Here is a 26,713-nt window from a genome sequence, read left to right on the forward strand (position 1 = left end):
TTTATCGCATATAATAGAACTATAACAAAATGGGGGTGCTATCCAAATGACATATGCAAACGCTAAATTAGAAGAAGAAAAGGTATTTAAAGATCCAGTACACCGTTATGTACATGTTCGAGATCAAGTGATATGGGATTTAGTGGGTACAAGAGAATTTCAGCGTTTACGTAGAATTCGTCAACTAGGTACCACATTTTTAGTATTTCATGGAGCAGAGCATAGTCGCTTTAGTCATTCTCTGGGGGTTTACGAAATTGTACGTCGCATAGTAGATGATATCTTTGTAGGGCGTCCAGATTGGGATGAAAGTGAAAGATTATTAGTGTTATGTGCAGCCCTTTTACATGATTTAGGTCATGGCCCATTTTCCCATGCCTTTGAAAATGTATTTGAGCTTGATCATGAATATTTTACAAGGCAAATTTTGTTGGGAGATACACAAGTAAATGCGATCTTAAAAAAAGTGGCAGCTGATTTTCCTGAAAAGGTATCCCAAGTAATTGAAAAGACATATCCAAATAAGCAAGTAATTAGTTTAATTTCGAGCCAAATTGATGCAGATCGTATGGATTACTTACAACGTGATGCTTATTTTACAGGTGTAAGCTACGGTCATTTTGATATGGAACGGATTTTAAGAGTAATGCGTCCAAGAAAAAACCAAGTAGTAATCAAAGCAACAGGCATGCATGCGGTGGAAGACTATATAATGAGTCGCTATCAAATGTACTTACAAATTTATTTCCATCCTGTTTCACGAAGTGCAGAGGTAATATTAAATAATATATTAAAAAGAGTAAAACAATTAAGCTTAGCGGGCTATACATTTAAGCATGAGCCTACTCATTTCCTAGCATTTTTCCGAAATGTTATTACATTAGAGGATTATCTTGCGTTAGACGAGAGTATACTTTTTACATATTTTCAGTTATGGATGCAAGAGGAGGATGCCATTCTAAGTGATTTAAGCCGCCGCTTTGTGAATCGTAAGCTATTTCAATACATTGATTTAGACCCTGGAGTAGAGCTCAATAAATATCAAAAACTCCAAGAGCTTTTCAAAAAGGCAGGATTAGACCCCGATTATTATCTTGTACATGATACAACAGCAGATCTGCCATATGATTTTTACAGACCAGGTGAGGAAGAAGTGCGTGTACCAATTTTTTTAGAAATGAAAAATGGTGAGCTACGGGAGCTTTCACGTGAATCCATTATTGTGGATGCTATCTCAGGGCGTATGAAACGAGATCATAAAATCTATTTCCCATTAGATTTCTTAGAGGACGATTCAACAAACTCAACTGTAAAAAAACAAATATTAATGTTATTAAGGAAAGACAATAAATAAATATAAATTTTAAAAATAATAAAGCAGTAAACACGTTCCAGGGGGATGTTGTTTACTGCTTTATTATTTTTAGATAATTGTTTAGAAACTGTTAAGTTGAATTAGATATAATTAATCAATAATTTTGAAATGGAGGTGGTGCCTGTTGGTTGTTGTCATACAAAAGTTCTATGAAGATGTATTGAGAAATTTGTGAATAATTCTAATGACCTATATTAAGATAATGGTTGATTTTTATTTGCGATGTTTCCATAAAAATTAAAGGGAAGAGAGTGTGACCTATTGTTTGTTCATTCCTTTCCTAAACACGAAAGGATTAATCTTTGTAGCAAACAGTATCAGGTATCTCTCTAACTAAAAAAGGAGAGAAACATGAAAAAATTAAACATAGCGATTATTATATTGCTACTTGTATTTCAAACAGTACTTTCACCAATTTCAGTGTTTGCCGACGAGAGTCAACCTCCTGTGACTCCTCAAAATGAATCTAGCGAAAATACTGTGATTGATTCTGATGGAGAAGAAGGAAACCAAAATATAACAAGTGAAGATACTGCTGAAGTGACGATTCCAGAGGAGGAAGCAAAGCCAGAAAACCAGCCACAGCTAATAATGCCATTAGGTGCGCCAGTAGGTTACCCTGTTGAAAATATGCAAGCAGATGTGACGATGTCATTTAGTGGCTTAAAGCTCTTTTCACAAGGTGGAGCATTAATTACAAATGCTACAGATTTAGCAAATTATTCAGGGCCAAAACCTAAAAAGGGTGATGTAGTATATCTAAACTACACATTCTCTTTGGATCCAACAATTGATTATGGGATAGGTTCTACGTTCACATTCCAATTACCTGCCAATATGATTGAAGAGTACACAGCAGGTTCTTTTAATCAATCAAGAACATTAACAGAGACTGGTGATTGGTTAGCCTATTCGTCAAGCTATAACAGTGCTACAAAAACAGTAACAGTCACAATAGATAGTGAATTAGAACAAGGGCAATCAGGTAGTATGAATTTTGAGTTTATGGCGAAATTTGATAATTTTGCTGATGAAAGTGAACTTGAACAATCATTAATAATCCCTGTGCTTGGAGGAGCGGATGTTCAACTAGACTTTGAATTTGCACCTACAGGTAGTGGGCAATTATTAACTAAAAATGCTGGTTCTATTACACGTGACGCAAGTGGTGAAGTAACGATTCCATGGACAGTTTGGGTGAATACTGGTGGGCAAAAACTTGAAAGTGCAAGTTTGAATGATGTACCAGATATAAAGCATGAGCTGGCAGGAAATATTACAGTTGAGCGATATAAAATAGGTTTGAGTGGATTTAATCCAAATAGCCCAGGTGCTGTAGACAATACAAGCATTGAAACCTCATTCCCTATCTCATTGACAGATGGATACTATGCATACAAAGTAACATATAACACTGTGGTAACAGCAGATCCAACTGCATCAAGTATGCCATATACAAACGTAGCTACTTTGACAGGGACAAATATTCCTGCTAACACAACAGCCAATGGAATACAAACTGTACAGTATGGACCAAGCTTAGATAAAACAAGAAGTGGCGATAAATATAATTCGACATGGACAATCAAGTATAACTGGCTAGGTCAAAAAATACCTGCTGATAAAGCGAAACTAACAGATACACTAACAGGCTCGTCGCCAACAACTGGTAAGCATAAAATTGATTACAGTAGTTTTGAAGTATATCGTGTAACTTTATCGAATGACGGTCAAACGGAGCAATCTTCAATTCTGTTAAGTGAAGGTCAAGACTATAGCTTCGATTCACAAAATAATTATAATTTTATAATCAACTTTGACCATTCAACAAATACTACAGGTCCAGCTGGTGAGGTGACATCAGCGTTTAAAGTTGTCTATGATACAGAGCTGGAAGATGAATTTGTTACAGATGCAAATACGGGCACGATTACAAATACTGTAACAAGAGGAGATAGTGATTCAGACACAGCAACTCTAGACCTGGCTTCAAACATTTTTAATAAAGCACGCGGGGCAATTGACTATGTAAACAAAACAATTACATGGACTTTAACCATTAATGCAGAGAAAGATTTGAAAAACTTTGTAATAGAAGATGACTTTACAACCACAAATAAAGCTGGAGAAACGTTAAAACACACATTAACACCATGGAACGGTACTGACTTCTATGAGGTTACTGGTGCAAATGGTTTAACGTACACAATTACAGATAAGGCGGGTATTGCCCCAACTATAGGCAACGAAGGTTTTAAAATGGAATTTTCAAGTGATATTCCAAAAGACCGCACAGTTACTATTCGATACAAAACAAAGTACGATATTAAGCCAAACGGAGGTGTAGCAACAGCGTATATTAATACGGCTGATGCAACATGGGATGGCGCAATAGATTCTCATAACCAAGTATTAGATAGAACTGCTAATTATACGCCAGATTCTACTTCTCCAACAAACAATAATGGCTACAAAAAAGTTACTGTAGATAACAATACACAAGAATTTTCTTGGCGTATTGGGGTTAATATCAATAAACAAGATATTAACAGTGCTACTTTAACAGATACATTAGGTGCGGGTCATTATATTCCTGTTCCAGATGGTCAAACATTAAAAGATCAAATTATCATATCTAAGCTAAACTTAACAACAGAAGAGGGAACAAAAAATGGTACATTAGATCCTGCTAAATGGACTGTTACAGAAACACTAACAGATAACAAGGTTACAGGTTTTGAAATTACGTTTATTAACCTAGATCCAATTACTGATAACAACGAAGCGTATTTAATTGAATACAAAACTAAAGATGCTGACGATATTTTTGGTCAAAACTCAACTACTGCTCCAAGAGATTACACAAATACAGCGACTTTAGATACACCACACAATGGAAGCTATAATTATAATGCAACAGCAAAAATTAGTAATCTTGCAAATGAGTTAATTAAAAAATCAGCGACACCTGTTCCAGCCAGCGATATTATTAATTGGACAGTTACAGTGAATGCTTCTAATTCAAAATTAGGAAATATTACATTAACAGACAAACCATCAAGTAACCAAAAAATATTAACAAACACGTTCAAGAAACAAGAGATTAAATTAAATGCAAATGGGACTTCTCAAAATATAGGATCCCCTATTACTGTAGATGCTAGCGAAATCGTCTTCAATCAAGATGGTAGTTTTAGTCTTAATTTGGGAGAATTAAATGGCAAAGGTTATGTTGTTACGTATTCCACATTCTTTATGGGGGATGGTAACGCGGGTGAAACAATTTCTAATAGTGCCTCTATTGGTTACGCTGGAGCAACGGCTGCAGGTACAAGTGACCACGGTGGCGATAGCAAAACATTTAAATATAGCTCATCTGATACAAGTGCATCAGGTGTTAAGGGTACATTGCAATTAAAAAAATATAAAGTAAATCCTTTAACAGGTAAACGTGAAGAGTTTGCTGGTGTTAAGTTTGAATTATGGAATAAAAATAACACAATCAAACTTGATGAAGGAACAACAGATGCAGATGGTACATTGACATTTGAACAAGTACGTTATGGAAAGTATACGTTAAGAGAGGAATCACCAACGGGCTATATTGCGATTGCGCCAATCACGATTACAATGGGAGCAAATATAGATATTACTCCAGGTGTCGATGGTAAAGCATATGTTATTGATAACATTGAGGATGTTAATTTAACAAATGCCTGTCCAGCATTCACATTAACAGTGAAAGATATTGATGGTAAAGCTATTGCTAATAAAAATATTAAATTAATTGATAGCAACGGCAATGCAAAATACACGGGTACAACAAATGCTGCGGGGCAAGTATCAGATATTAAGAGACCTGGTACAGGTGGTAAAGAAGTCCAAGCAGGCGTGTATACAGTAGTGGATGAAAATGACAGCCCATTAGGTACTGTTACCGTGAAGTATGGTACGGGAGAATGTCAAGATACTATCCAACCTACAAATTCTTGTCCTAACTTTACAATTAATGTGAAAAATGAGAATGGAAATCCACGTCCTAATGTAACAGTTACACTTAAAGATCTAAGTAATACTGTTATAGCTACTGGCACAACAAATAGTGATGGTCAATTCATCATTGATAAAACAACTCCAGCAGGAAAATATAAGCTATATGAGGGTACCCAATATTTAGGGGAAGTAAATGTTACGTATCACAATGATAATTGTCAGAGTGAAGTACAGTTAGCACCAAAATGTGAAACGTTTGAATTAACTGTCTATGATGTTGATGGTAATTTAGTTGCTGATGGTACTGCAGTAACGGTTAAAAATAAAGATACAGGTAACATTATAGCGACAAAAACTACAAAAGACGGTGTAATTGAATTAAGCGATTTAGAGCCAGGGGTTTACACAGTTGTAGTTGATGGTGAAGAAATTGATGAGTTTGAAAGCAATATCGATTGTAAAGAGAGCGTTCAACCAACACCAAAATGTGATAACTTCACAGTAATGATCAAAGATAATAATGGTATCATCAAGCCAGGTAACGATGTCATTATTAAAGATAAATCTGGAAAAGTAATCACAACGAATAAGGATAAAGATGGAAATTTAACATTTGTATCTAAAACAACACCTGCGGGTAAATATGATGTATATGACAAAAATATTTACTTAGGTGAGATTGAAATTTCTTATGCGAGTGTTCCTTGTGAAATTACATTATCAATTGCACCAGTTTGTCCAGCCTTTACAATGACAATTAACAATATGTTTGGTCAACCACGTGTAGGCGTAAAAGTAACAATTACAGGTGCAGATGGTATAGAGGTTGAAGATAATGGTTCAACAGAGTTTATAACAGATAGCAAGGGTCAAATTACAATCAGTAATTCAATTATCAGGTCAGGTAAGTATATTGTAAGAGAGAATGGTAAGACAATTATTGGTACAGTTATCGTGGGTAATACATGCGAGGCTAAAATTCAGCCAAATCTACCAGTAACACCTCCTACACCTAATCCTGGAAATCCAGATCCAGACCCAGAGAAACCAGTGGATCCGAACAAACCAAATCCAGATCCAGAGAAACCGGTGGATCCGAACAAACCAAATCCAGATCCAGAGAAACCAGTAGATCCGAACAAACCAAATCCAGATCCAGAGAAACCAGTAGATCCGAACAAACCAAATCCAGATCCAGAGAAACCAGTGGATCCGAACAAACCAAATCCAGATCCAGAGAAACCGGTGGATCCGAACAAACCAAATCCAGATCCAGAGAAACCGGTGGATCCGAACAAACCAAATCCAGATCCTGAGAATCCAGTAGAACCAAACAAACCAAATACAGATTCAAACAATTCGGCCAATCCTGGAAAAACTGAGGGATCTAAACCTTCTGTTCAAGGTGTCATTGATCAAGGGAAAAACTTACCGCCTTATAATCCAACTAAAGCTACAAAAGATACACTAGATGCTTATAAGGATTTCTTGAATAAGTATAGTCAATTAACTAAAGAGGAACAGGAAGCTGTTGCAGAATCACTTGATATTAACAAAATTAAATCGGATGCAAAACGATTAGAAGCTCAATTAAAAGCACAAAGTAAATTACCTCAGACAGATGGTGCCAATCAAACAGCACTAACGCTGATTGGAGTAGCACTTATTCTTGGTGCATTATTCTTCTTACGTCGCCGCAACGCTGAAGTTAAATAATTATTTAAAAGAAGCCCCTAAGACTCTTAAATCTTAGGGGCTTCACCTATTTTTAAAATGCTTCTGATAGCTTTTCAGGTGATTCATCAAATGGATATTGTTGAACAAAATCAGCTTGTATGGCAAGACGCTTTGTTCCATTATCAGCACATGTAATGAGTGTTAAAACAGTTTTATTTGGAATATCATCGATTACATAAATATCTGTTGCAGCAATGATTTTCTTAGAAGCTAATTGATATTCATAAATATTGGTTAAATCCGTTATATAGATTGTATCTCCTATACTTGCTTTATATAGAGGACTAAATAAGATATCCTTCTCTTCAAAATAATGTCCTGCTAAGGCGTAGTTTCCCTGCCCGAGGCTTTGATTTGGCTTCATGGTACCTGCCCCTACGGCCAGTGCAGCATTTCCAACACCCTTGACAATCGGAAGTTGCATGTCAACACTTGGTATGGCGATACTACCAATTATGGGCATTTTATTCGCCTTTGTTTGAGCCTTTAAGACCTCTGCTATGGACAGCGATTTTACATCCTCAAATACATAATCTGCATCAACCTGATTATTCTTTTCAATCTCTTCTACAGTGATTTCAGTAGTATTTAATTGATGGCTTAAATGCGCAATGATCGCATTTTGAATGGGGCTGATAAATACAAGTATTAGGCCAAGGGCGAGCATAGTGATGAGCAAAATTATCTTCAGTTTATTCATTACGTAGATCACATCCTTGTTTTTGAAATAGAAGGTTTTATTCTAGCAAAAGATGGTTAACTTATGACCGTTTTTAAAAAATGGATAGAGCGTTAAGATGCTTGCTCTATCCATCTTACTATTATTTGTCGCTAAAGCGAACGCCTGCAACGCCGTAATGGTTTTTAGACATTTCTTCAATAAAAACTGTTACATTTTCTGCAGGTGCATTAACTGTGCGAGATACTGCTTCTGTTACTTCTTTTACAAGAGCACGTTTTTGTTCCTCTGTACGACCTTCAAGCATTTTCACTGTTACGTATGGCATAATATTGCCTCCTTTATAGAATAATGTTGTATAGTTAGTTTATAAGAAAGTATAAACTTCTTACTTACGTTGAGGCATATACGCAATGGCGAAAATAGTAATTGTTTCGACAAAATATGCGTTGATATGCTTTCCTTTATAATAGCAGAATGGAGGATATTTAAGTATGACAAATGAAGAAAAACCAAAACAAAAAATGGGTTTTACCATTATAAAAAATGATCCAACAGATGGACATAAAGGGTTTGGTATCGGTTCACTTTCATTAGAGAATGTATCGCCTGTAATAGTGGATGTAGAAGAGGGGACGGCTTCTGTTGAAATTGGTGCCATGCATGCAAGAAGTGACGTTGAGCGTGGTATTAAATTTACAATGGACCGTGCTGATTCAGAGGGCGGGAAACCGTATTGGCTTGTGTGGGTGACGATAGACCATAAAGAAAATGGGCCATATTATGCTGGAGTTACAGCCTGTGAGATGGTTGTAAATCGTGAAAAACGACGTGGCTATAAAATTCTAGCTGATCATGTGAATAAAATGGATAAATCCATGAAACGTCATATTATTGTAGAGCATATGGATGCACCGTCTAAAAAAGTGTTAGCTTCTTTCCTTAAACAACTTAATCCTGAATTGTGGGAACGTAGTGAGGAGCAATTGCGTCAAGACTTATTTGTCGAATAGACTCGTAATGATTGAACAATCTGTGACATTTTGCAATCGCTTTCGATATTAGGTTGAAAGTGTGTTTGAAACAAAGTACACTTGAGGCAGAGCTTACATTTTAGTAAGCTAGGACACTTGGTATCGCGAATGTGATGAGCGCTATGCGGCATTTGAACAACCCAAACCCAAGCCAAATGCCCCATGATGCTCATACTTCGCGGACCATAAAAAAGAAAAGCTTTCTGTTCCCACGGACACGTCTCCGGGGAAGAGAAAGCTTTTCTTATTTTTCGTATATCAGTTACTTTGTCGAGAGCCTTCGTAGCTTAAAACGTATTAGGATTAAAAAGGTTTCCGAAATTATCTTGTTTAGTCCTTAAATATAGAAAATGGTAGCATATTCCAAAATTCTCCCCATGTATTACTGTCGAGAATATCGAAGTTTGTACATTTTTCAGTTGGTACATCCTTCGACTCTACATAGACTAGACGTTGTTTAGGACAAGCGTCAGTCGCTAATTTACCTGTTTCAATATCAATGACAACGCCCTCTACACCTTTAGGTTTTTTGAAATCCTCATTTTTTGTACCTTTGTTGACCGTTTCCATAAAGTCAATCCAGATTTGTTTTGTTGCAGCAGTATCTTCCTTGGTAGTAAGGTTTTTACCCTGATCATAGCCATTCCATACACCAGCAGTTAGTCTTGGTGTAAAACCAATTAACCATTGATCACTATTCGTAGAACCTGATTTAGCAGCATATGTGTGTGTCATACGTGAACGAATACTGATTCCTGTAGCGGGTGAATAGTCACTGAAAACCGGATCAAAGATACCTGTCATCATTTCGGTTAAGATGTATGCATTTTCTTTAGAAATGGCTGTTTCAGCTTTGCTTGCTACATCTTTGTTTTTATAAATAACATCTCCATGTGCATTTTTAATGGATACAATGGTTGTTGGTGTTGTTTGCTGTCCTTGCGATGCCAAAATATTATATGCATTTGTCATTTCGTATAATGTCGTTTCAATCGTTCCCAGTGCAATTGATAAATTATCCTTCGCGCCAATTCCTACATTAAAACGGTTTGCCATATCATGAAACTCTTTGAAGCCAATGTCCTCTAAGGTTTTTACTGCGTAAATATTGTCTGAGATCGCAATTGCTTGTGCCATCGTCATATCATGATCTGCAAATTGACCGTTGACGTTTTTAGGTGCATAAGTGCCACGCCCATTATCATACGTAAAAGTTGTTTCCCCAACATCTAAAAAAGTTAGTGGAGTGTAACCATTTTCTAGTGCCGCTGCATATAAGATCGGCTTAATAGTAGAGCCTGGTTGACGTTTTGCTTGTGTAACTCGGTTAAATGAGCTTACTGAATAATCACGACCACCAACTAGTGCAGTGACAGCTCCTGTTTTAGATTCCATACTTACAAACGCAGATTGCAAATCATTGGCAGGCATATTTTTGGCTACTGCTTCTTCAGCCGCTTTTTGATGCTCCAGATTAAGCGTTGTTTGAATCGTCCAGCCACCTTCACTAATATCAAGGTTTTTTGATTTTAAGATTTCACTGGCTTCTTGCCAAGCCACATCCAGGAAATAAGGGGCAACAGATTTGGTTGCAACCCAGCTATCATTTTTTAAGACGAGCTGCTCATTTTCAGCACGCGTTTTTTCCTCTTGTGTAATGGCACCTTGGTCAGCCATAAGTTTTAAAATAACGTGTTGACGATTGGTAGCCTTATCTAAATTGGCAATTGGTGAGTAGATACTTGGTCCTTTTGGTACGCCTGTTAGCATGGCTGCTTCAGCAAGCGTTAAATCACTGGCAGATTTTCCGAAATAAAAACGACTGGCAGCTTCTACTCCATACATGCCATGACCGTAATATACCGTATTCAAATAGCCCTCTAGTATTTCGTCCTTGTCATAAAAAACTTCTAATCTATAAGCATACAGGGCTTCGTTTAATTTACGTGTCCAAGACTTTTCATGGGAAAGATAAAGATTACGAGCATATTGTTGTGTAATAGTACTAGCTCCTTGAACCTTACCGCCAGCTTTAATGTCCACTAAAATGGCACCAGCAATACGTGAATAGTCGAAACCTCCATGTTGATAAAAATCTTTATCTTCAACAGCAACAACTGCTTCCTTTAAATAAGGTGACATCTCATCGAGGCCGACCCAATATCGTCGTTGATTTGTAAAGTGATCCCCAATTTGGTTCTCATTTTCATCTAAGAAAATAGAAGCCTTTGGTACGGTTAAAGGCGGTGCACCAGCCACTTGAACATAGATGCGGAGTGCGACAAACGCTACGACAATTGCAGATGTAAAGGCCACAAATAACGTAAGGCTTTTGCGTGTGCGCTTTACACGTTGTTGCTTTCGATGATAGCTTTTTCGTTTCATCCGACTTCACCTCGTTTTCTCACAACTTCGAACTTAGCTTTAGTATGTGTTCGAACATTCATCTTTAATCGAAATTCTAACTAAAAACTATTGCACTTTATTCAAAAACATCTATACTTTTTTTGTACTACTTGAAATGCTGGCATTCGACAAAAAAATCGCACCTTGTAGATTTTAATCGAAATTTGCTAGACGTTCCAATAATGTATACGAGGATAAAAGGATACAGGTTTCATTACAATCCTGTAAGCCATAATAGAAGAAGACGAAAAATGATGATTAATTATATGGAGGGCTAGCAATGAGATTTGATGAAGCTTATTCAGGAAATGTTTTTATAAAAAGTCATCCTACATATGACGATGCACAGGCAGTAATTTATGGCATGCCAATGGATTGGACAGTGAGTTATCGTCCAGGATCACGTTTCGGTCCGCAGCGTATCCGCGAGGTATCCATTGGTCTTGAAGAGTACAGTCCATATCTAGATCGTGAGCTTGAGGAAGTAAAGTACTTTGATGCAGGTGATATTCCACTACCATTTGGGAATGCACAGCGTTCATTAGATGAAATTGAAAAATTTATTGAAAAATTATTAGCGGATGGCAAGATTCCTGTCGGCATGGGTGGGGAGCATCTAGTGTCTTGGCCAGTAATGAAGGCTGTATCAGCTAAATATGATGATCTTGCTATTATTCACTTTGATGCACATACGGATTTACGTGTGGAATATGAGGGAGAGCCACTTTCGCACTCTACACCAATTCGTAAAATTGCGGAACATATAGGACCAAAAAATGTCTATTCATTTGGTATTCGTTCAGGTATGAAAGAGGAATTTGAATGGGCAAAGGAGAACGGTATGCACATATCAAAATTTGAAGTGCTTGAACCGTTAAAAGAGGTCCTACCAACAATAGCTGGACGCAATGTGTATGTAACAATTGATATTGATGTTTTAGATCCAGCACACGCACCAGGAACTGGTACAGTAGACTGTGGTGGTATTACTTCGAAAGAATTACTCGCTTCCATCCATGCTATTGCAGCAAGTGGCGTAAATGTAGTAGGTTTCGACCTAGTTGAAGTAGCACCGATCTACGATTCTTCAGAGATGACAGCAAACACAGCCTCAAAATTATTACGAGAAATGATCTTAGGCTGGGTAAAATAAATAAGATTGGTTAAATGGGGTGAGCTATGAGCAAGCCCCATTTTATATTTTTGAAATGAAGAATGAGCCTTAGCAAAAAATTGAAACTTATTTTACTTTATAGCGTAGATAAGTAAGGTAATAGTTTATATGACAAAGAGAGAAAGATTGATGAAAACAATGTCATCTTTTAGTTAGTAAAATGTATGTTTCTTCAATTTTAATAAAGGAAGGAGGAGTATTATGATTTGGTCACTTCTCATGAATGATTTATTCATTTTTGTCAGTACAATGGAATACTTTTGGTTATTAGCATCTTTGGTTTTAACTGTATTAAGTGTTCATTTGCATCTGTATCTCGTCAATAAAATAACCGTTCAAGATGTGAAGGACGAGGAGTTTGAAGTTGACTATACTATCACGAATACTTGGACTCCACCTATGCTAACGTGGTTTGTTCTGTGTATTAGAATGTCCGAAGACAATGAGGAAGAAAGTGTATCTCCTAGTTTGATTTAAACTTTAAAACTAGGAGGAAAACCATTGTTAACATTTTTAGCACAACCTATTATTAACCTCATTCATTTCATCCATTCTTTTACAGGTAGCTACGCACTTAGTGTCATTGCTATTACGATTGCAGTCAGATTAATTCTTATGCCGTTATTTATTCGATCGGCAAAACACCAAAAACACTCAAAAGAATTAATGACTACCATTAAGCCTGAGTTAGATGCGCTTACAGACAAATATAAGAATAGTCAAAGCGAATCTGAAAAAAGAATGGTACAGCAACAAATCCAAGAGCTAACTTCAGCTTCATTGAAAAGCTCTTTACTAGGTTGTTTACCAATCCTTATTCAATTACCGATATTATTTTCACTGTACTACGCAATTAAGCTAGATTTAGTGATTGCCAGTGAAAATTTCCTTTGGATGAATTTAGGAACAATTGATATTGGGGTTTCGATGATTGCTTGTTTGATTTATTTCATTCAAAGTTGTATAGCCCTAGAGAAAAGCCAACCATTAAATATGAAGATAATGGTATTTATTAATCCAATCATGATCCTCATTTTTAGTCTGTTTAATCCAGCGATTATTCCGATCTATTGGACTGTTAGTGCTTTATTGTTAATAGTTCAACAGTTGATTATAAAAAAATGGTATAGATAAAATGAAACCCTCTCTTTCCGTTAATGGAAGGGGAGGGTTTATATTTTCTCGAATAAACTTGTTGAGGAGCTTTACTTCACTTCTATCTTGAAAAACCATAAGTATTCATCCTATAATAAAAAGGTTATAGTAAAAGACTAAAAAGGGGCATCCGTTATGGCGAACGATGTAAGATCGCAAGTGAACATAAAGCTCATTTCTACCATTCGTCCAAGTGATGGGGAGTCCGAAAGTTATGAAATGTGGCTCAAAGGGCAGCTACTTGAAAAAGCAGGAAGCTTGTATTTGAAATATGATGAGGTGCAGGAGGATAAAACCATCCGCACAACGATGAAGTTAGGTCATGAGAAGGCACTAATTATGCGTGCTGGAGCGGTTAATATGCGATTACCGCTGAACATAATTGAACAACAAAAAGGGCATTATGAAAGTGAGTTCGGTGCTATGCCACTCGTGATTGATACGAAAAATATGACGTTTACAAAACTGGCAACAAGCGGAGATTTCCATGTACAGTACGATTTACTAATGGGTGGGCAATCCGTTGGCAACTATACATTAGATATTACATTTACGGAGGTACAATGATGAACGCAGTAGAACAAGTACAACAGGCTATTAAAGCAGCGATCGTGCAGGCTGTTGAAAAAGCTGGTCTAATTGAGGCTGGCACAGAATTATCGATTCACCTAGAAACACCAAAGGATAAAGCAAATGGTGACTATGCAACAAACATTGCGATGCAATTAACAAAGTTAGCTAAAAAGCCACCTCGTGCTATCGCCGAAGCTATTTTAGAAAATCTTGATACAACAGGCACAGATATTGAAAAGATCGATATTGCTGGCCCAGGCTTCATGAATATCACAGTGCGTAAAGATTTCCTAACGGAGGTAGTGACACAGGTGCTTGAGCAAGGTACGGACTATGGTCGCTCAAATGCTGGCGCTGGGGAAAAGGTTCAAGTGGAGTTCGTTTCAGCAAATCCTACCGGAGATCTTCACCTAGGACATGCTCGTGGCGCTTCTGTTGGTGATTCCTTATGTAATGTGTTGGATATGGCTGGTTACAGTGTTTCTCGTGAATATTATATTAATGATGCAGGTAATCAAATTAATAACTTAGCTTATTCATTAGAAGCGCGTTATAAACAAGCATTAGGAATGGAAGCTGAAATGCCAGAAGACGGCTATCATGGGCAAGATATTATTGATATTGCAGGTAAATTAGCAAAAGAGCATGGTGATGCAATTTTAGCAAAATCAGATGATGAGCGTTTTGCCTTCTTCCGTCAGCACGGTTTAGCTTTAGAATTAGATAAATTAAAAACAGACCTAGCAAACTTCCGTGTAAATTTTGATGTCTGGTATTCTGAAACGTCTCTATATGAAAACGGAAAAATCGAAGTAGCTTTAGATAAATTAAAAGCCAATGGACATGTGTTTGAAGAGGATGGTGCTACTTGGTTCCGCTCTACAACATTTGGTGATGATAAAGATCGTGTGCTAATTAAAAATGATGGGTCATTCACATATTTAACACCAGATATTGCTTACCACGAAGACAAAATTGTCCGTGGCTTCGATAAATTAATCAATATTTGGGGAGCTGATCATCACGGATATATTCCACGTATGAAAGCAGCGATTCAAGCGCTTGGTTATGATCGTGATACGTTAGAAGTGGAAGTTATTCAAATGGTTCAGCTTTATAAAAACGGTGAAAAATTCAAGATGTCTAAGCGTACAGGAAATGCAGTCACAATGCGTGAGCTTGTAGAAGAGGTTGGCCTTGACGCAGTTCGTTACTTCTTTGTAAAAACAGCTGGCGATTCTCATATGGACTTTGATCTTGACCTTGCAGTATCACAATCTAATGAAAACCCTGTGTACTATGCACAATATGCGCATGCACGTATTTCATCTATTTTACGTTCAGCAAATGAACAAGGCTTTGCTGCTACAACAGAACATCTCAATTTGTTAACAGCAGAAAAGGAAATCGATTTACTGAAAAAGATTGGTGATTTCCCGAAAGTGGTAGCGGAAGCAGCGAAACACCGCACACCGCACCGTATCGCAAACTATATTCAAGAAACAGCAGCTGCATTCCACAGCTTCTACAATGCAGAAAAAGTATTAGATGCTTCAAACAAAGAGTTAACAGAGGCTCGTTTAGCATTAATTACGGCTGTCCGCACAACAATTGCGAACGCACTACGCTTAATCGGCGTATCTGCACCTGAAAAAATGTAATTAAACTTTAAGCTCCTAACATGAAAAGTGTTGGGGGCTTTTTTAATGGATCGAAGGCTGAATATGAGAGATAAAGTTCTAAATGTGAAGGATAGAAGGACAAAAGAAACGGATAAACCATGGAAAATTAGCTGTTTTAAACTTTATTTTTCTGTTAATTCCAAAAATTTTGTTGAAGTTTACGTTAACGTCAATGGTATACTATTGCCAATTAGGAAAGGGGAGATGGTTTTGAAGACGATTCAGGAGGTAGCAAAGGAGTTTAATGTGTCTACGCGGACAATTCGTTATTATGAAGAACTTGGGCTTCTTTGCCCCCATCGTTCATCTACCAACCTACGAACCTTTTCCAAAAAAGAATTGGCGAAGCTCAAGCTTATTTTCAGAGGCAAGCGTTACGGATTTTCGTTGGAGGAAATCAAAGAGATGGTTTTACTATTTGATTTTGATCGCTCAGGAATTCAGCAATTAGAGCGAACGGTTGAATACGGAGATCAAAAAATTCAAGAGATTGAGAGTAAAATAGCTGAGCTGACGCAGATGAAGCATGAGTTACAACAAATGCATGGCATGTTTAGTGAAAAATTAGCGACTTTAAAGGGAGAGATGCAAGATGAATAGTTCCAATTTGTTAGCACGTAATGCCCGTAAGTATCCGAAAAATGAAGCCGTTATTTGTCATGGCAGAAGAGTAACCTACCAAGATTTAGATAAGCAGGTGACACGCTTTAGTCATGCTTTACTAGAGCAGGGCGTAAAGCCGAGGGATAAGGTTTTAATTTTTATGCCAAACGTTTTAGAGTTTGTTGTCAGTTACTTTGCTATTCAGCGTATCGGAGCGATCGTTGTGCCAGTCAATGCGAAATTTACATTGCAAGAAGTAGAGTACGTGGCGCAGCATGCCGAAGCGAAGGCAATTGTCGTACATGAGGCTATTTTTGCAGCAGTTGAGCAACTAGCTGGAATTCCGTTAAAAATTAAAACAGGTCAAGAAAAAGTGGGATGGCATCAATATGAAACAATGCTTCAAAATGCTAGTACACAAACAATTGATTGTCAGTTTCAAGAGGATGACCCTTCCACGATTTTATATACATCTGGTACGACAGGAAAACCAAAGGGTGTGTTATTTAGCTACCGTAATATTTTAACAGTGGCGCAAATGATAGCTGTTGAAATGGAGGTAAAGCCTGAGAGCCGTATTTTGCTCATGATGCCATTAACACACTCTGCACCATTACATTTATTTTTAATGGCGGGTGTATTGGTAGGCTCAACAAATGTATTAACACCAACTTTTACACCCGATTTATTCATTGACTCCATTGAAAAGGAGAAAACAACACATTTCTTTGGTGCACCTGTTGCTTATTTATTAACGGCACAGATGCCAAGGCTACATTCGGCAGATTTGTCTTCTATGAAATGGTGGGTCTATGGTGGGGCACCGTTATCTCAAAGTGAGGTTCGATTCATTCAGCAGGCATTCCGTACAAATAATTTAACTTGTGTATATGGATTAACAGAGGCAGGTCCAAGTGGTTCATTATTATTTGGCAAGGAGCATGAAGCAAAGGCAGGAAGTATTGGTCAGCGGGCGCCACTTGGTACAGAATTGCGTATTGTGAATAACAGTGGAGAAGATGTAAATGTAGGCGAAGTGGGGGAAATTGTCTTGTTGGGTGAGGGTAACATGATTGGCTACTATAAGGATGAAGTAGCAACTAATGAAGCCTTTATTGACGGTTGGTTAAAAACAGGAGATCTAGCTCGTAAGGATGAAGATGGTTTTATTTGGATTGTAGATCGTAAAAAGGATGTCATTATTTCGGGTGGTGTCAACATTTATCCGAAAGAAATTGAAGATTGTTTATTGAGCTTTGAAGGGATATTCGAGGTTGCGGTAATTGGTGTGCCACATCCGCAATGGGGGGAAACGGTAAAGGCGGTGTATTCTGCTAAACAAGACATCGATGAGGAAGCTTTGAAAGCTTATTTAGAGGAACATCTTGCAAAATTTAAAATACCACGTATTTTTGAAAAAGTGGAAGCGCTACCACGCAATGCATCAGGCAAAATATTAAAACAAAATTTGAAGGGGCAAGAGGTGAGATAGTATGAAAGTATTACAAAAAGAAGCAATGCGTACTACGAACTTTTTTACGGAAGATGACACGCTTCAAAAAATAGTAGAAATGATGTTAGATAAAGAGTTTTTATCCTATGCCCAACGAGAGTTAACAGATTTTGGTGAGCTATGTGCAGGTGATATTGATACGAGGGCAAAGCATACAGATCGACTGGGTGAGCCTCGCCTTCAAAGATATGATGCCTATGGTAAAGAGATATCAGAGGTTTGGGTTAATGATGGCTATAAAAAAACGATTGAAGAGACATATAATACTGGGATTGTAGGTTATGTACACAAGCATATTCCGCAGCTAGGTCACAAGGGGAATTATGTTTATAGCTTTGCACAAGGTTATTTGCTATCACATGCAGAACCTGGATTTTATTGTCCCGTAACATTGACGATGGCTACTGCCTATCTATTAGATCATTATGCAGATGAAGAGGTAAAGCAACGTTTTTTACCACATGTTTGTGCAACAGGTGACACAGATTTATATGAAGGTGCGACCTTTTTAACAGAACGTCAAGGAGGCTCTGACGTCGGTGCAAATGTGGTGGAGGCGAGAAAGGATGGCACTGCGTATCGTCTATATGGTGAAAAATACTTTGCATCCAATGCGGGCATGTGTGGTGTAGCGATGGTATTGGCACGAATAGAAGGGGCGCCAGCAGGTTCCAAAGGCTTAACGTTGTTTGCAGTTCCTTGGCGTAAAGAAGATGGAACAACAAATCATCTACGTATTCGCCGATTGAAAGATAAATTAGGCGTTCGGGCAGTTCCATCTGGTGAGGTAGAATTTGATGGTGCACTTGCCTATGTTGTAGGGGAGCAAAATAAAGGGATTTATTATATGCTAGAAGCACTAAATCTCTCAAGAATTTGTAATGCAGTCGCTTCTATTGGTATTATGCGTCGTGGCTTCTTAGAGGCAAAACATTATGTAACCAATCGACATGCATTTGGCAAGCCCTTAACACAATACCCTATGATTCAGGATACTTTAGGGAAATTTGCAGCTAAGTTGCACGTGGAAGTAGCGACAGTTTTTGATCTTATTCAATTATACGATAAAGTGACAAGTGGACAGGGAACACAGCAAGAACTTATTATGAATCGTTTATATATTGCCATTATGAAAAAAGAAACGGCAGAGCAAGCTGTTCACTATGCCAGTGAGGCAATTGAATTACACGGGGGTAATGGCTATATAGAAGACTTTGTAACGCCCCGCTTATTAAGAGATGCGCAAGTGTTGACGGTGTGGGAGGGGACGGCTAATATTTTGGCCTTAGAACTCATTCGTTTAGTGGATAAGTTTCATGCACATGAACTGTTTGTCTGTGAGATGGAGGAACGATTAGAGAAATTAGCTGACAGCTCACTAGTACAAATCGTTAAAGAACAATTGGCGAATATTTCTATGAAACTGCAAATTTTTAGCGCTTTAGACGCGGCAACGAAAACTTTTGAAGCAAAAGGTATGGCTGAAAAAATGGCTCACCTTTATGAAAGTGTCATAGCGGTTGAGTGGGCACATAAATTTGGTGGGAAATATGAAAAACTAGCGGACGTTTATTTAGAACAGACATGGTCACTAAGAGAAATGGGTGCTCAAATGAAAACAGTCCAATACTTTTCTGAAATTGTATAATGGCCGGGTAGTCGTCTTGAATGGAGGCGACTTCTTTCATTTTCATGTATAATGAAATCAACTGAATATTATAAAGGTTCTTTACTTAAGTAAAGTGAAAAGGGAAATCGGTGTGATTCCGATGCGGTCCCGCCACTGTAAGTGTGAGTTTTTTCAAATGATGCCACTGAAGATTTCGGGAAGGCTTGAAAAATCGCAAGTAGCACTAGCCAGGAGACCTGCCTTTATAACGACATGACAACCTACGAGGATAGGGTGGTGGATTTTGTATCAGTTTTTTGGTGCGATTTTGCCCCCTCATCGTTCAAAGATGAGGGGTTTTATTTTGATGCAGAATAAAGCGAAATGTCGCATGGACCAACGAAGGAGGATTCACATGAAGAAATTTTGGAAAATAGGATTATCAGCATTTTTAGCAGTAGGCTTGCTAGCTGCTTGTGGGCAGGAAGCAAAAGATAACAAGCCATCTAACGAGCAGCAAACACAGCAAGAAACAGCACAAGTGGATGAAGCAACATTCCCAATGACGGTAACAGATGCCCTTAATAAGGACATTACACTTGAAGCACCTCCTGAGAAAATTGTTTCACTTATTCCAAGTAATACTGAAATCCTTTTTGGACTAGGTTTAAATGATGAAATAGTTGGTGTTACTGACAACGACGATTATCCGCCAGAGGCAGCTGAGAAGGATAAGGTTGGTGGTATGGAGTACGATATTGAAAAAATTATTGCCTTAAAACCAGATATCGTTTTTTCACACGAATCTAGCATGTCTCTTTCAGAAGAGGCTATTGCACAGCTTGAATCAGCAGGTTTGAAAGTATTTGTAGTAAGAAACGCACAAGACTTTAATGAAACATATACAACAATTGAGCAACTTGGACGTGCTACAGGAAAATTACCAGAGGCAGAAAAAATTGTTGCTAATATGAAGGCAAAAGTAGAAGAAGTTTTGTCTAAAGTCAAGGATGTTGAACCCAAAAAAGTATTAGTTGAAGCATCAGATGAGCCAGATATTTATACAGCTGGCAATGGTACGTTTATGAACGCGATGCTTGAAATGATCAATGCAGAGAATGTAGCTGTAGATGGCGATAATTGGTATAAAATTGATGCAGAACAAATTATCGCAAAAAATCCAGATGTCATCGTGGTGACATATCATTATGTACCAGATATTTTAACGAAAATACCAAAACGGGCGGGCTTTGATACGATTAATGCCGTAAAAAATAATGCGATTGTGCAGGTAGATGAAAGTACTACAAGTCGTCAAGGGCCACGTTTAGCAGAAGGTCTAGAAGAATTAGCAAAAGCAATCTATCCTGAGGTATTTAAGTGAAAAAAATAGCACTAGCCTATACACTAACATGTACGCTTCTTCTTATTAGCATCTGGTGTGGCGTAGCGATAGGCTCAGTTCATATTCCATTAGAAGTATTATGGAATAAGGCGGTTGATGAAACAGCCGCCAATATTTTTTGGAAAATTCGTTTGCCTCGCGTGTTATTAGCGGGACTAGTAGGCGCATCTCTAGCTATTGCTGGAGCAGCATTCCAAGGTTTATTAAAAAATCCATTAGCAGATCCATATACACTAGGGGTTTCATCAGGGGCATCTGTTGGTGCTGTTTTAACGATCTTTTTTAGTATTTCTATACCTGTTGTCGGTTTGTATGCGCTGCCAACCTTCAGTATGATTGGTGCTATCATCACGATGGTAGTTGTTATGAGCTTTGCTAGACTCGTAGACCGCTCATTGAAAATGGAAACGTTGATATTAACAGGTGTTATTTTTAGTTCATTTTTAGGTTCCCTTATTTCATTAATGATTGCCTTATCTGGTGAAGAATTACGTCAGGTAATAGGCTGGCTACTTGGTTCTGTTTCGATGCGTGGTTGGCCATATGTCCAAATGATCATTCCATTTGTGATTGTAGGTTCAATTATGCTATGGACACAAAGACGAGAACTAAATGTTTTGTTGTATGGTGAAGAGCGGGCAAAACATTTAGGTGTTAATGTGAAGCGTAGTAAATATTTGATATTAGCAGGTGGATCCATGCTCACTGGAGCGGCTGTAGCGGTTTCTGGCACAATTGGCTTTGTAGGATTAGTGGTGCCGCATATGACAAGGATGATTTGGGGTTCTGATCATCGCCATTTATTACCATTATCTTTTTTCAATGGTGCAACATTACTCATTATTTGTGACTTAGTAGCACGAACAATCATTGTGCCAAGAGAGCTACCAATTGGTGTTATTACGGCATTTATTGGAGCTCCTGTTTTCTCCTATATTTTTTATAAGCAGCGAAGAAGTAAGGGGGTACGGGCATGATTGTTGTTGAAGAGCTATCAGGTGGCTATGAAGATGTACCAATCGTCAAGGACATCAGTTTTACTGTTGAAAAAGGAAAAATTCTTGGTATTCTAGGGCCGAATGGTAGCGGGAAATCTACATTATTAAAAGTAATGAGTGGTATTTTACCAGCTACTGCTGGAACCATTTCGATTGATGGACAAAATATTTTTTCTTATAATGCTCGTACTTTGGCAAAAAAAATGGCTGTATTACCACAGCTTCATGCAAATGCTTTCTCGAACAGTGTGAGAGAGGCAGTTTCACTGGGGCGCTACCCGCATCAAACAGGCTTTTTCTCGAGTTGGTCTGAACAGGACGAACAGGCTGTACAACATGCTATGCTACAAACAGGTGTAAAGCGATATGAGCATACACCAATGGAATTTTTATCTGGTGGTGAACAACAAAGAGTATTTGTAGCACAAGCCTTAGCTCAAACTGCAGAAATACTATTACTGGATGAACCAACTAATCATTTAGATATTGCCCACCAACGTCAAATTTTAGATATGGTTCGGAAGGAAGCCATGGAGTGTGGTTTAACGGTTGTTATGGTACTACACGATATGAATTTAGCCTCTCTTTATTGTGATGAATTATTGCTGATGGAAAGCGGACGAATGAGAGCACTTGGTGCACCACATGAAGTATTAATTGCCTCCCAAATTGAAGAAGTTTATCAAGCACGGGTGACTACATATGCTCATCCTGAAATACCAAAACCTCAAATTACAATCATGCCCGCAGCTACAGACTACCAGCAGCGAGCTGTCATCAAAAAAGAGCATTTAATGATAACTGAACAATATATCCAACTTCAATCAGAGCTTCCTTTGAAGACCGTATCTTCGGCAGTTCATAACCCAGGTATAGGCTGGCATAATTGCTTATTAAATCGCTCAGTTCCTGGTGATTATGTCATCAGCGATGTGAAACGAGAAGTTAAAGAATTTTTAAAAAGGGAAAATTTTTCACCTACCAATACTGTTGTTATGCTAACTGCAGTACCAACAGCTCTAGTGGCCATCAATGAATTTTCAGCACCTTTTGGCAGTATAATCGTAGCTGTAACTGCTGGCGTAGGCAATGCAGTTGATGTTTCTCGAGTACATGAAAGACAAGATGATCCATATATTGGTACTATTAATACATGGGTTATCATTAATGGCTGTTTATCTGAAGAGGCATTTTTTCAGGCATTGATGACAGCAACTGAGGCAAAAACAAAGGCGTTGCAATCAGAAAATATTCTTGATGAACGGAGTGGAACCATTGCAACAGGCACAGCTACAGATAGTCTGTTAATTGCTGCAACTCAAAAAGGAGAAGAAATGATGTATGGTGGCCCAATTACAGAAGTTGGTAAAACGATTGCAAAGGGTGTCTATGAAACAACAGTTCAGGCGATTAGGAATTACAAAAACCAGTTTTAGGAGATGAGAGAAATGAAGCTTTACACGAAAACAGGCGATACGGGGAAAACAAGTCTTATTGGAGGACGGGTTGATAAAGATAGTTTACGTGTGGAAACATATGGGGCAATCGATGAATTAAATTCCTTTATTGGGAAGGCTGTAAGTGAATTAGACCAAGCGCTCTTCAAGGACATTTTAACAGACCTAGAGACAATTCAGCATGAGCTGTTCGATGCTGGTGGAGACCTTGCTAATGTGATGAAAGAACGTCATTATAAATTAACAGAGCAACCGATTGAAGTACTTGAAGCTCGTATAGATGCTTTATCAGACGAAGCACCACCTTTACAACGTTTTATTTTACCAGGAGGTGCACCAGCAGCGGCAACTTTACACATTGCACGCACGGTTGCACGTCGAGCAGAGCGTGAGATGGTGACACTCATGAAAGAAGTTGAAGATGTACCAAAGGTTGTACAAAAATATTTAAATCGCTTATCGGATTATTTATTTGCAGCTGCACGTGTTGTAAATGCTCGCTTAAACGTTGCAGATGTTGAATATATCCGCAGTGGGAATGTTTTTAAAAAATAAAGTTTGATTGAGTAAAGGTTTTTGTACAAAAAATGAATTGCCATGTATTTAGCTAAGGGGCGGTATAGGTTTGTGTGCAAATTTAGCAGATGTTCAAATGTCTAATGAATATGCGACATCCCAATAAGTAAATAGTTAAGGAAAGTAAAAAATGGCTACTTTGAAAAAATTCAGGGTGGCTTTTTTTCTTGTAAAATGTAAGAATATAAAATTATCAGAAATATTTCCGTTTTATGTTGACTGAATGCTCACTCATTTATTAGAATAGGAATATAATGATAAAGTGAAGTACATTTCTGTATGAACTAGCAAATTCGTCACAAAGAGAGAAAATTACGACAAACTAAAGGGGGGACCAACCATGAGTCCATTATTAATTGCTAACATTGTCTTAACAGTCGTGGTTGTGCTTTATGCAGTAGGATTGTTCTTCTACCTGTTGAAAACACGCTATAAGTATGTGCAATTGGGGAAAAAGGTTGAGTTTGATGAAAGTGTTAAAGAACGACTTCGTTATATTATGGTCAATGTATTTGGTCAAAATAAGCTATTAAAGGATCCAAAGAGTGGTTTAATACATGTTATGTTTTTCTATGGATTTTTGATGGTACAGTTAGGGGCCATTGATTTAATTTGGAAAGGACTAGCACCAGAGTCACATCTGCCACTAGGCATTTTCTATGGTGTCTTTACATTCTTCCAGGAACTAGTAGTTTTGATGATTTTAATCGCGGTAGTGTGGGCATTTTACCGCCGCTATGTTGAAAAGCTAGTGCGTCTAAAACGAGGATGGAAAAACGGCCTTGTATTAATTTTCATTGGGGGGTTAATGGTATCTACATTAATCGCTAATGGTATGGGATTAATTTGGCATGGTGAGGGATTAACTTATACGGAGCCAGTTGCTTCAAGTATTGCTGCTATTTTTGGTTTCTTACCTACATCTGTTGCCGCTGGTGTGTTTTATGTAATGTGGTGGGCACACCTTTTAATTCTATTAACATTCCTTGTATACGTACCACAGTCTAAACATTTCCATTTAATTGTCAGTCCGCTTAATGTTTACATGAATCGTTTAGATCGTGCTGGTACATTAACACCAATTGATTTTGAGGCCTTAGAAAATGCTGAAAGCGAAGAGGATATGCCTTCTATTGGGGTAGGACGCATACAGGACTTCACAAAAAAGCAAATGCTCGATCTATATTCTTGTGTAGAATGCGGACGTTGTACAAACATGTGTCCAGCAACAGGAACAGGAAAAATGCTGTCTCCTATGGATTTAATCGTAAAATTGCGTGACCATTTAACATTTACGGGCGCAGTCGTAACAAAGCAAAAACCATGGGTTCCTTATCAATTCTTTGCCAATACAAAGGGTAATCAGCTTGCAATGGCAGCTGGTGCTGAAGGTGCTGTAATTGAGGATATCTACAGTCCATCTTTAATTGGCGATGTCATTACAGAAGAGGAAATTTGGGCTTGTACGACATGTCGTAACTGTGAGGATCAATGCCCTGTAATGAATGAGCATGTTGATAAAATTATTGATCTACGTCGCTATCTAACAATGACTGAAGGGAAAGTAAATCCTGATGCTCAACGTGCAATGACGAATATCGAACGACAAGGTAATCCTTGGGGCTTGAACCGCAAGGAAAAAGAAAATTGGCGTGATCTAGATCCAACAATCCAAATTCCAACTGTAAAAGAGCTGAAAAAATCTGGCGAGGAAATGGAGTATTTATTCTGGGTTGGTTCGATGGGAGCTTTCGACAATCGCTCTCAAAAAATCGCTTTAGCATTCTGCCGTCTATTAAACGAAGCTGGTGTGAAGTTTGCAATCTTAGGTAATAAAGAGAAAAACTCAGGGGATACACCTCGTCGTTTAGGGAATGAATTCTTATTCCAAGAGCTAGCTACAGCAAATATTGATGAGTTTGAGAAAAATGACGTGAAGAAAATTGTAACAATCGATCCTCACGCCTATAATATCTTTAAAAATGAATATCAAGACTTTGGTTGGAAAGGTGAAGTGTATCATCACACTGAGTTATTAAATCAGTTGATTGAGGAAAATCGTCTAGCGCTAAACTATGAGGTTCATGAAACGATTGTTTTCCATGATTCTTGTTATTTAGGCCGCTACAATGATGTATATGATGCCCCACGTGAGATCCTCCGAGGAATCCCTGGCGTGAAGCTTGTTGAAATGGAACGTAACCGTGAAACAGCGATGTGCTGTGGAGCTGGTGGTGGATTAATGTGGATGGAAGAGCATGTAGGAAATCGCATTAACGTAGCTCGAACAGAACAGGCTCTTGCAACAAATGCATCAGTTATTTCATCGGGCTGTCCTTACTGCCTAACTATGCTAGAGGATGGTACAAAGGCAAAAGAGGTTGAAGACTCTATTGGAACATTTGATGTTGCAGAATTACTAGAACGTTCCGTGTTTGGTGAAAAAGTAAAGGCAGTTAATCCTTCTTCCGAAGAAACAGAAGAAACATACGAAGAAGTGGTAGCGTCAATAGAAAATGCTCAACAAGACGAGGATACGGAAGCGAACGCAGAAAAATGATTGCTATTGCAGAAATATTTTAGTTATCTGAAAAATATAAATTGCACAATAAAAAATTGTTTTGTAGAATAAGATTAAATGGGAATGGGAGTTGAGATAATAAACTCCCATTTTTCCTCGATAGAAGTCGAGCGAGCGTTCAGTCAATAATGCTTTGCAGCTTCATCGAGAACGTAAAACAAAA

19 protein-coding genes and 1 riboswitch are annotated in these 26,713 nt (G+C 37.9%); of the genes, 16 read left to right on the forward strand and 3 right to left on the reverse strand.

Going from position 1 to position 26,713, the window contains the following annotated elements; genetic code table 11:
- Positions 1–46: 46 nt before the first annotated feature.
- On the forward strand, positions 47–1,354 hold the full coding sequence (locus tag LCP48_RS02980; RefSeq protein WP_225340672.1) for an HD domain-containing protein: 1,308 nt from the start codon (positions 47–49) through the stop codon (positions 1,352–1,354).
- Between the two features lie 372 nt (positions 1,355–1,726).
- On the forward strand, positions 1,727–7,084 hold the full coding sequence (locus LCP48_RS23290; RefSeq protein ID WP_263643093.1) for a collagen binding domain-containing protein: 5,358 nt from the start codon (positions 1,727–1,729) through the stop codon (positions 7,082–7,084).
- A 52-nt stretch (positions 7,085–7,136) separates the two neighbouring features.
- On the opposite strand, the gene LCP48_RS03000 is transcribed toward LCP48_RS23290, so the two are convergent.
- The gene (locus LCP48_RS03000; protein WP_004231515.1) at positions 7,137–7,805 is read right to left on the reverse strand and encodes a class A sortase; all 669 of its coding nucleotides are present in this window, start codon (positions 7,803–7,805) and stop codon (positions 7,137–7,139) included.
- Between the two features lie 121 nt (positions 7,806–7,926).
- Positions 7,927–8,112, reverse strand: coding sequence for a 2-hydroxymuconate tautomerase (locus tag LCP48_RS03005; RefSeq protein ID WP_004231516.1), 186 nt, complete (start codon positions 8,110–8,112; stop codon positions 7,927–7,929).
- 166 nt (positions 8,113–8,278) lie between these two features.
- Here LCP48_RS03005 and LCP48_RS03010 point away from each other — a divergent pair, with 166 nt between their 5' ends.
- Complete coding sequence (locus LCP48_RS03010) at positions 8,279–8,797, forward strand: YwhD family protein (protein ID WP_004231517.1); 519 nt, start codon at positions 8,279–8,281, stop codon at positions 8,795–8,797.
- A 351-nt stretch (positions 8,798–9,148) separates the two neighbouring features.
- On the opposite strand, the gene LCP48_RS03015 is transcribed toward LCP48_RS03010, so the two are convergent.
- Positions 9,149–11,203 carry a transglycosylase domain-containing protein gene (locus tag LCP48_RS03015; protein ID WP_004231518.1) on the reverse strand — a complete coding sequence of 685 codons (2,055 nt, stop codon included), beginning with the start codon at positions 11,201–11,203 and terminating at the stop codon, positions 9,149–9,151.
- A 301-nt stretch (positions 11,204–11,504) separates the two neighbouring features.
- On the opposite strand from LCP48_RS03015, the gene speB reads away from it, so the two are divergent.
- From speB to LCP48_RS03080, 13 genes are all read left to right on the forward strand, one after another.
- Positions 11,505–12,377: an agmatinase gene (gene speB, locus LCP48_RS03020; RefSeq protein ID WP_225340673.1), complete on the forward strand. Its 873-nt coding sequence runs from the start codon at positions 11,505–11,507 to the stop codon at positions 12,375–12,377.
- A gap of 222 nt (positions 12,378–12,599) precedes the next feature.
- A complete protein-coding gene (locus tag LCP48_RS03025) occupies positions 12,600–12,875 on the forward strand; it encodes a hypothetical protein (RefSeq protein ID WP_004231520.1) in 276 nt (91 codons plus the stop codon).
- Between the two features lie 24 nt (positions 12,876–12,899).
- On the forward strand, positions 12,900–13,532 hold the full coding sequence (gene yidC, locus LCP48_RS03030; protein ID WP_004231522.1) for a membrane protein insertase YidC: 633 nt from the start codon (positions 12,900–12,902) through the stop codon (positions 13,530–13,532).
- A gap of 156 nt (positions 13,533–13,688) precedes the next feature.
- Positions 13,689–14,120, forward strand: a complete 432-nt coding sequence (locus LCP48_RS03035; RefSeq protein WP_004231523.1) for a YwiB family protein — start codon at positions 13,689–13,691, stop codon at positions 14,118–14,120.
- Entirely contained in the window at positions 14,120–15,787 is a 1,668-nt protein-coding gene (gene argS / locus LCP48_RS03040) for an arginine--tRNA ligase (protein WP_225341007.1), read from the forward strand. Before LCP48_RS03035 ends, argS begins: the two co-directional genes overlap by 1 nt.
- 231 nt (positions 15,788–16,018) lie before the next feature.
- Complete coding sequence (locus tag LCP48_RS03045; RefSeq protein WP_036219385.1) at positions 16,019–16,408, forward strand: MerR family transcriptional regulator; 390 nt, start codon at positions 16,019–16,021, stop codon at positions 16,406–16,408.
- Positions 16,401–17,903, forward strand: a complete 1,503-nt coding sequence (locus LCP48_RS03050) for a class I adenylate-forming enzyme family protein (RefSeq protein WP_004231528.1) — start codon at positions 16,401–16,403, stop codon at positions 17,901–17,903. The genes LCP48_RS03045 and LCP48_RS03050 overlap by 8 nt, the downstream gene beginning before the upstream one ends.
- Before the next feature lies 1 nt (position 17,904).
- Positions 17,905–19,572 (forward strand): acyl-CoA dehydrogenase family protein, encoded by a 1,668-nt coding sequence (locus LCP48_RS03055; protein ID WP_225340674.1) that lies wholly within the window; start codon positions 17,905–17,907, stop codon positions 19,570–19,572.
- Between the two features lie 57 nt (positions 19,573–19,629).
- A riboswitch (cobalamin riboswitch) is annotated at positions 19,630–19,812 on the forward strand.
- Between the two features lie 136 nt (positions 19,813–19,948).
- Positions 19,949–20,917 (forward strand): ABC transporter substrate-binding protein, encoded by a 969-nt coding sequence (locus LCP48_RS03060; protein WP_004231531.1) that lies wholly within the window; start codon positions 19,949–19,951, stop codon positions 20,915–20,917.
- Positions 20,914–21,915: a FecCD family ABC transporter permease gene (locus LCP48_RS03065; RefSeq protein WP_004231533.1), complete on the forward strand. Its 1,002-nt coding sequence runs from the start codon at positions 20,914–20,916 to the stop codon at positions 21,913–21,915. The genes LCP48_RS03060 and LCP48_RS03065 overlap by 4 nt, the downstream gene beginning before the upstream one ends.
- Positions 21,912–23,372 carry an adenosylcobinamide amidohydrolase gene (locus LCP48_RS03070; RefSeq protein WP_009371951.1) on the forward strand — a complete coding sequence of 487 codons (1,461 nt, stop codon included), beginning with the start codon at positions 21,912–21,914 and terminating at the stop codon, positions 23,370–23,372. Before LCP48_RS03065 ends, LCP48_RS03070 begins: the two co-directional genes overlap by 4 nt.
- 12 nt (positions 23,373–23,384) lie before the next feature.
- Positions 23,385–23,948 carry a cob(I)yrinic acid a,c-diamide adenosyltransferase gene (locus tag LCP48_RS03075; protein WP_004231536.1) on the forward strand — a complete coding sequence of 188 codons (564 nt, stop codon included), beginning with the start codon at positions 23,385–23,387 and terminating at the stop codon, positions 23,946–23,948.
- A 361-nt stretch (positions 23,949–24,309) separates the two neighbouring features.
- A complete protein-coding gene (locus LCP48_RS03080; RefSeq protein WP_225340675.1) occupies positions 24,310–26,529 on the forward strand; it encodes a heterodisulfide reductase-related iron-sulfur binding cluster in 2,220 nt (739 codons plus the stop codon).
- Positions 26,530–26,713 lie beyond the last annotated feature (184 nt).

This window comes from Lysinibacillus capsici (assembly GCF_020217405.1).
GTDB lineage: Bacteria > Bacillota > Bacilli > Bacillales_A > Planococcaceae > Lysinibacillus > Lysinibacillus capsici.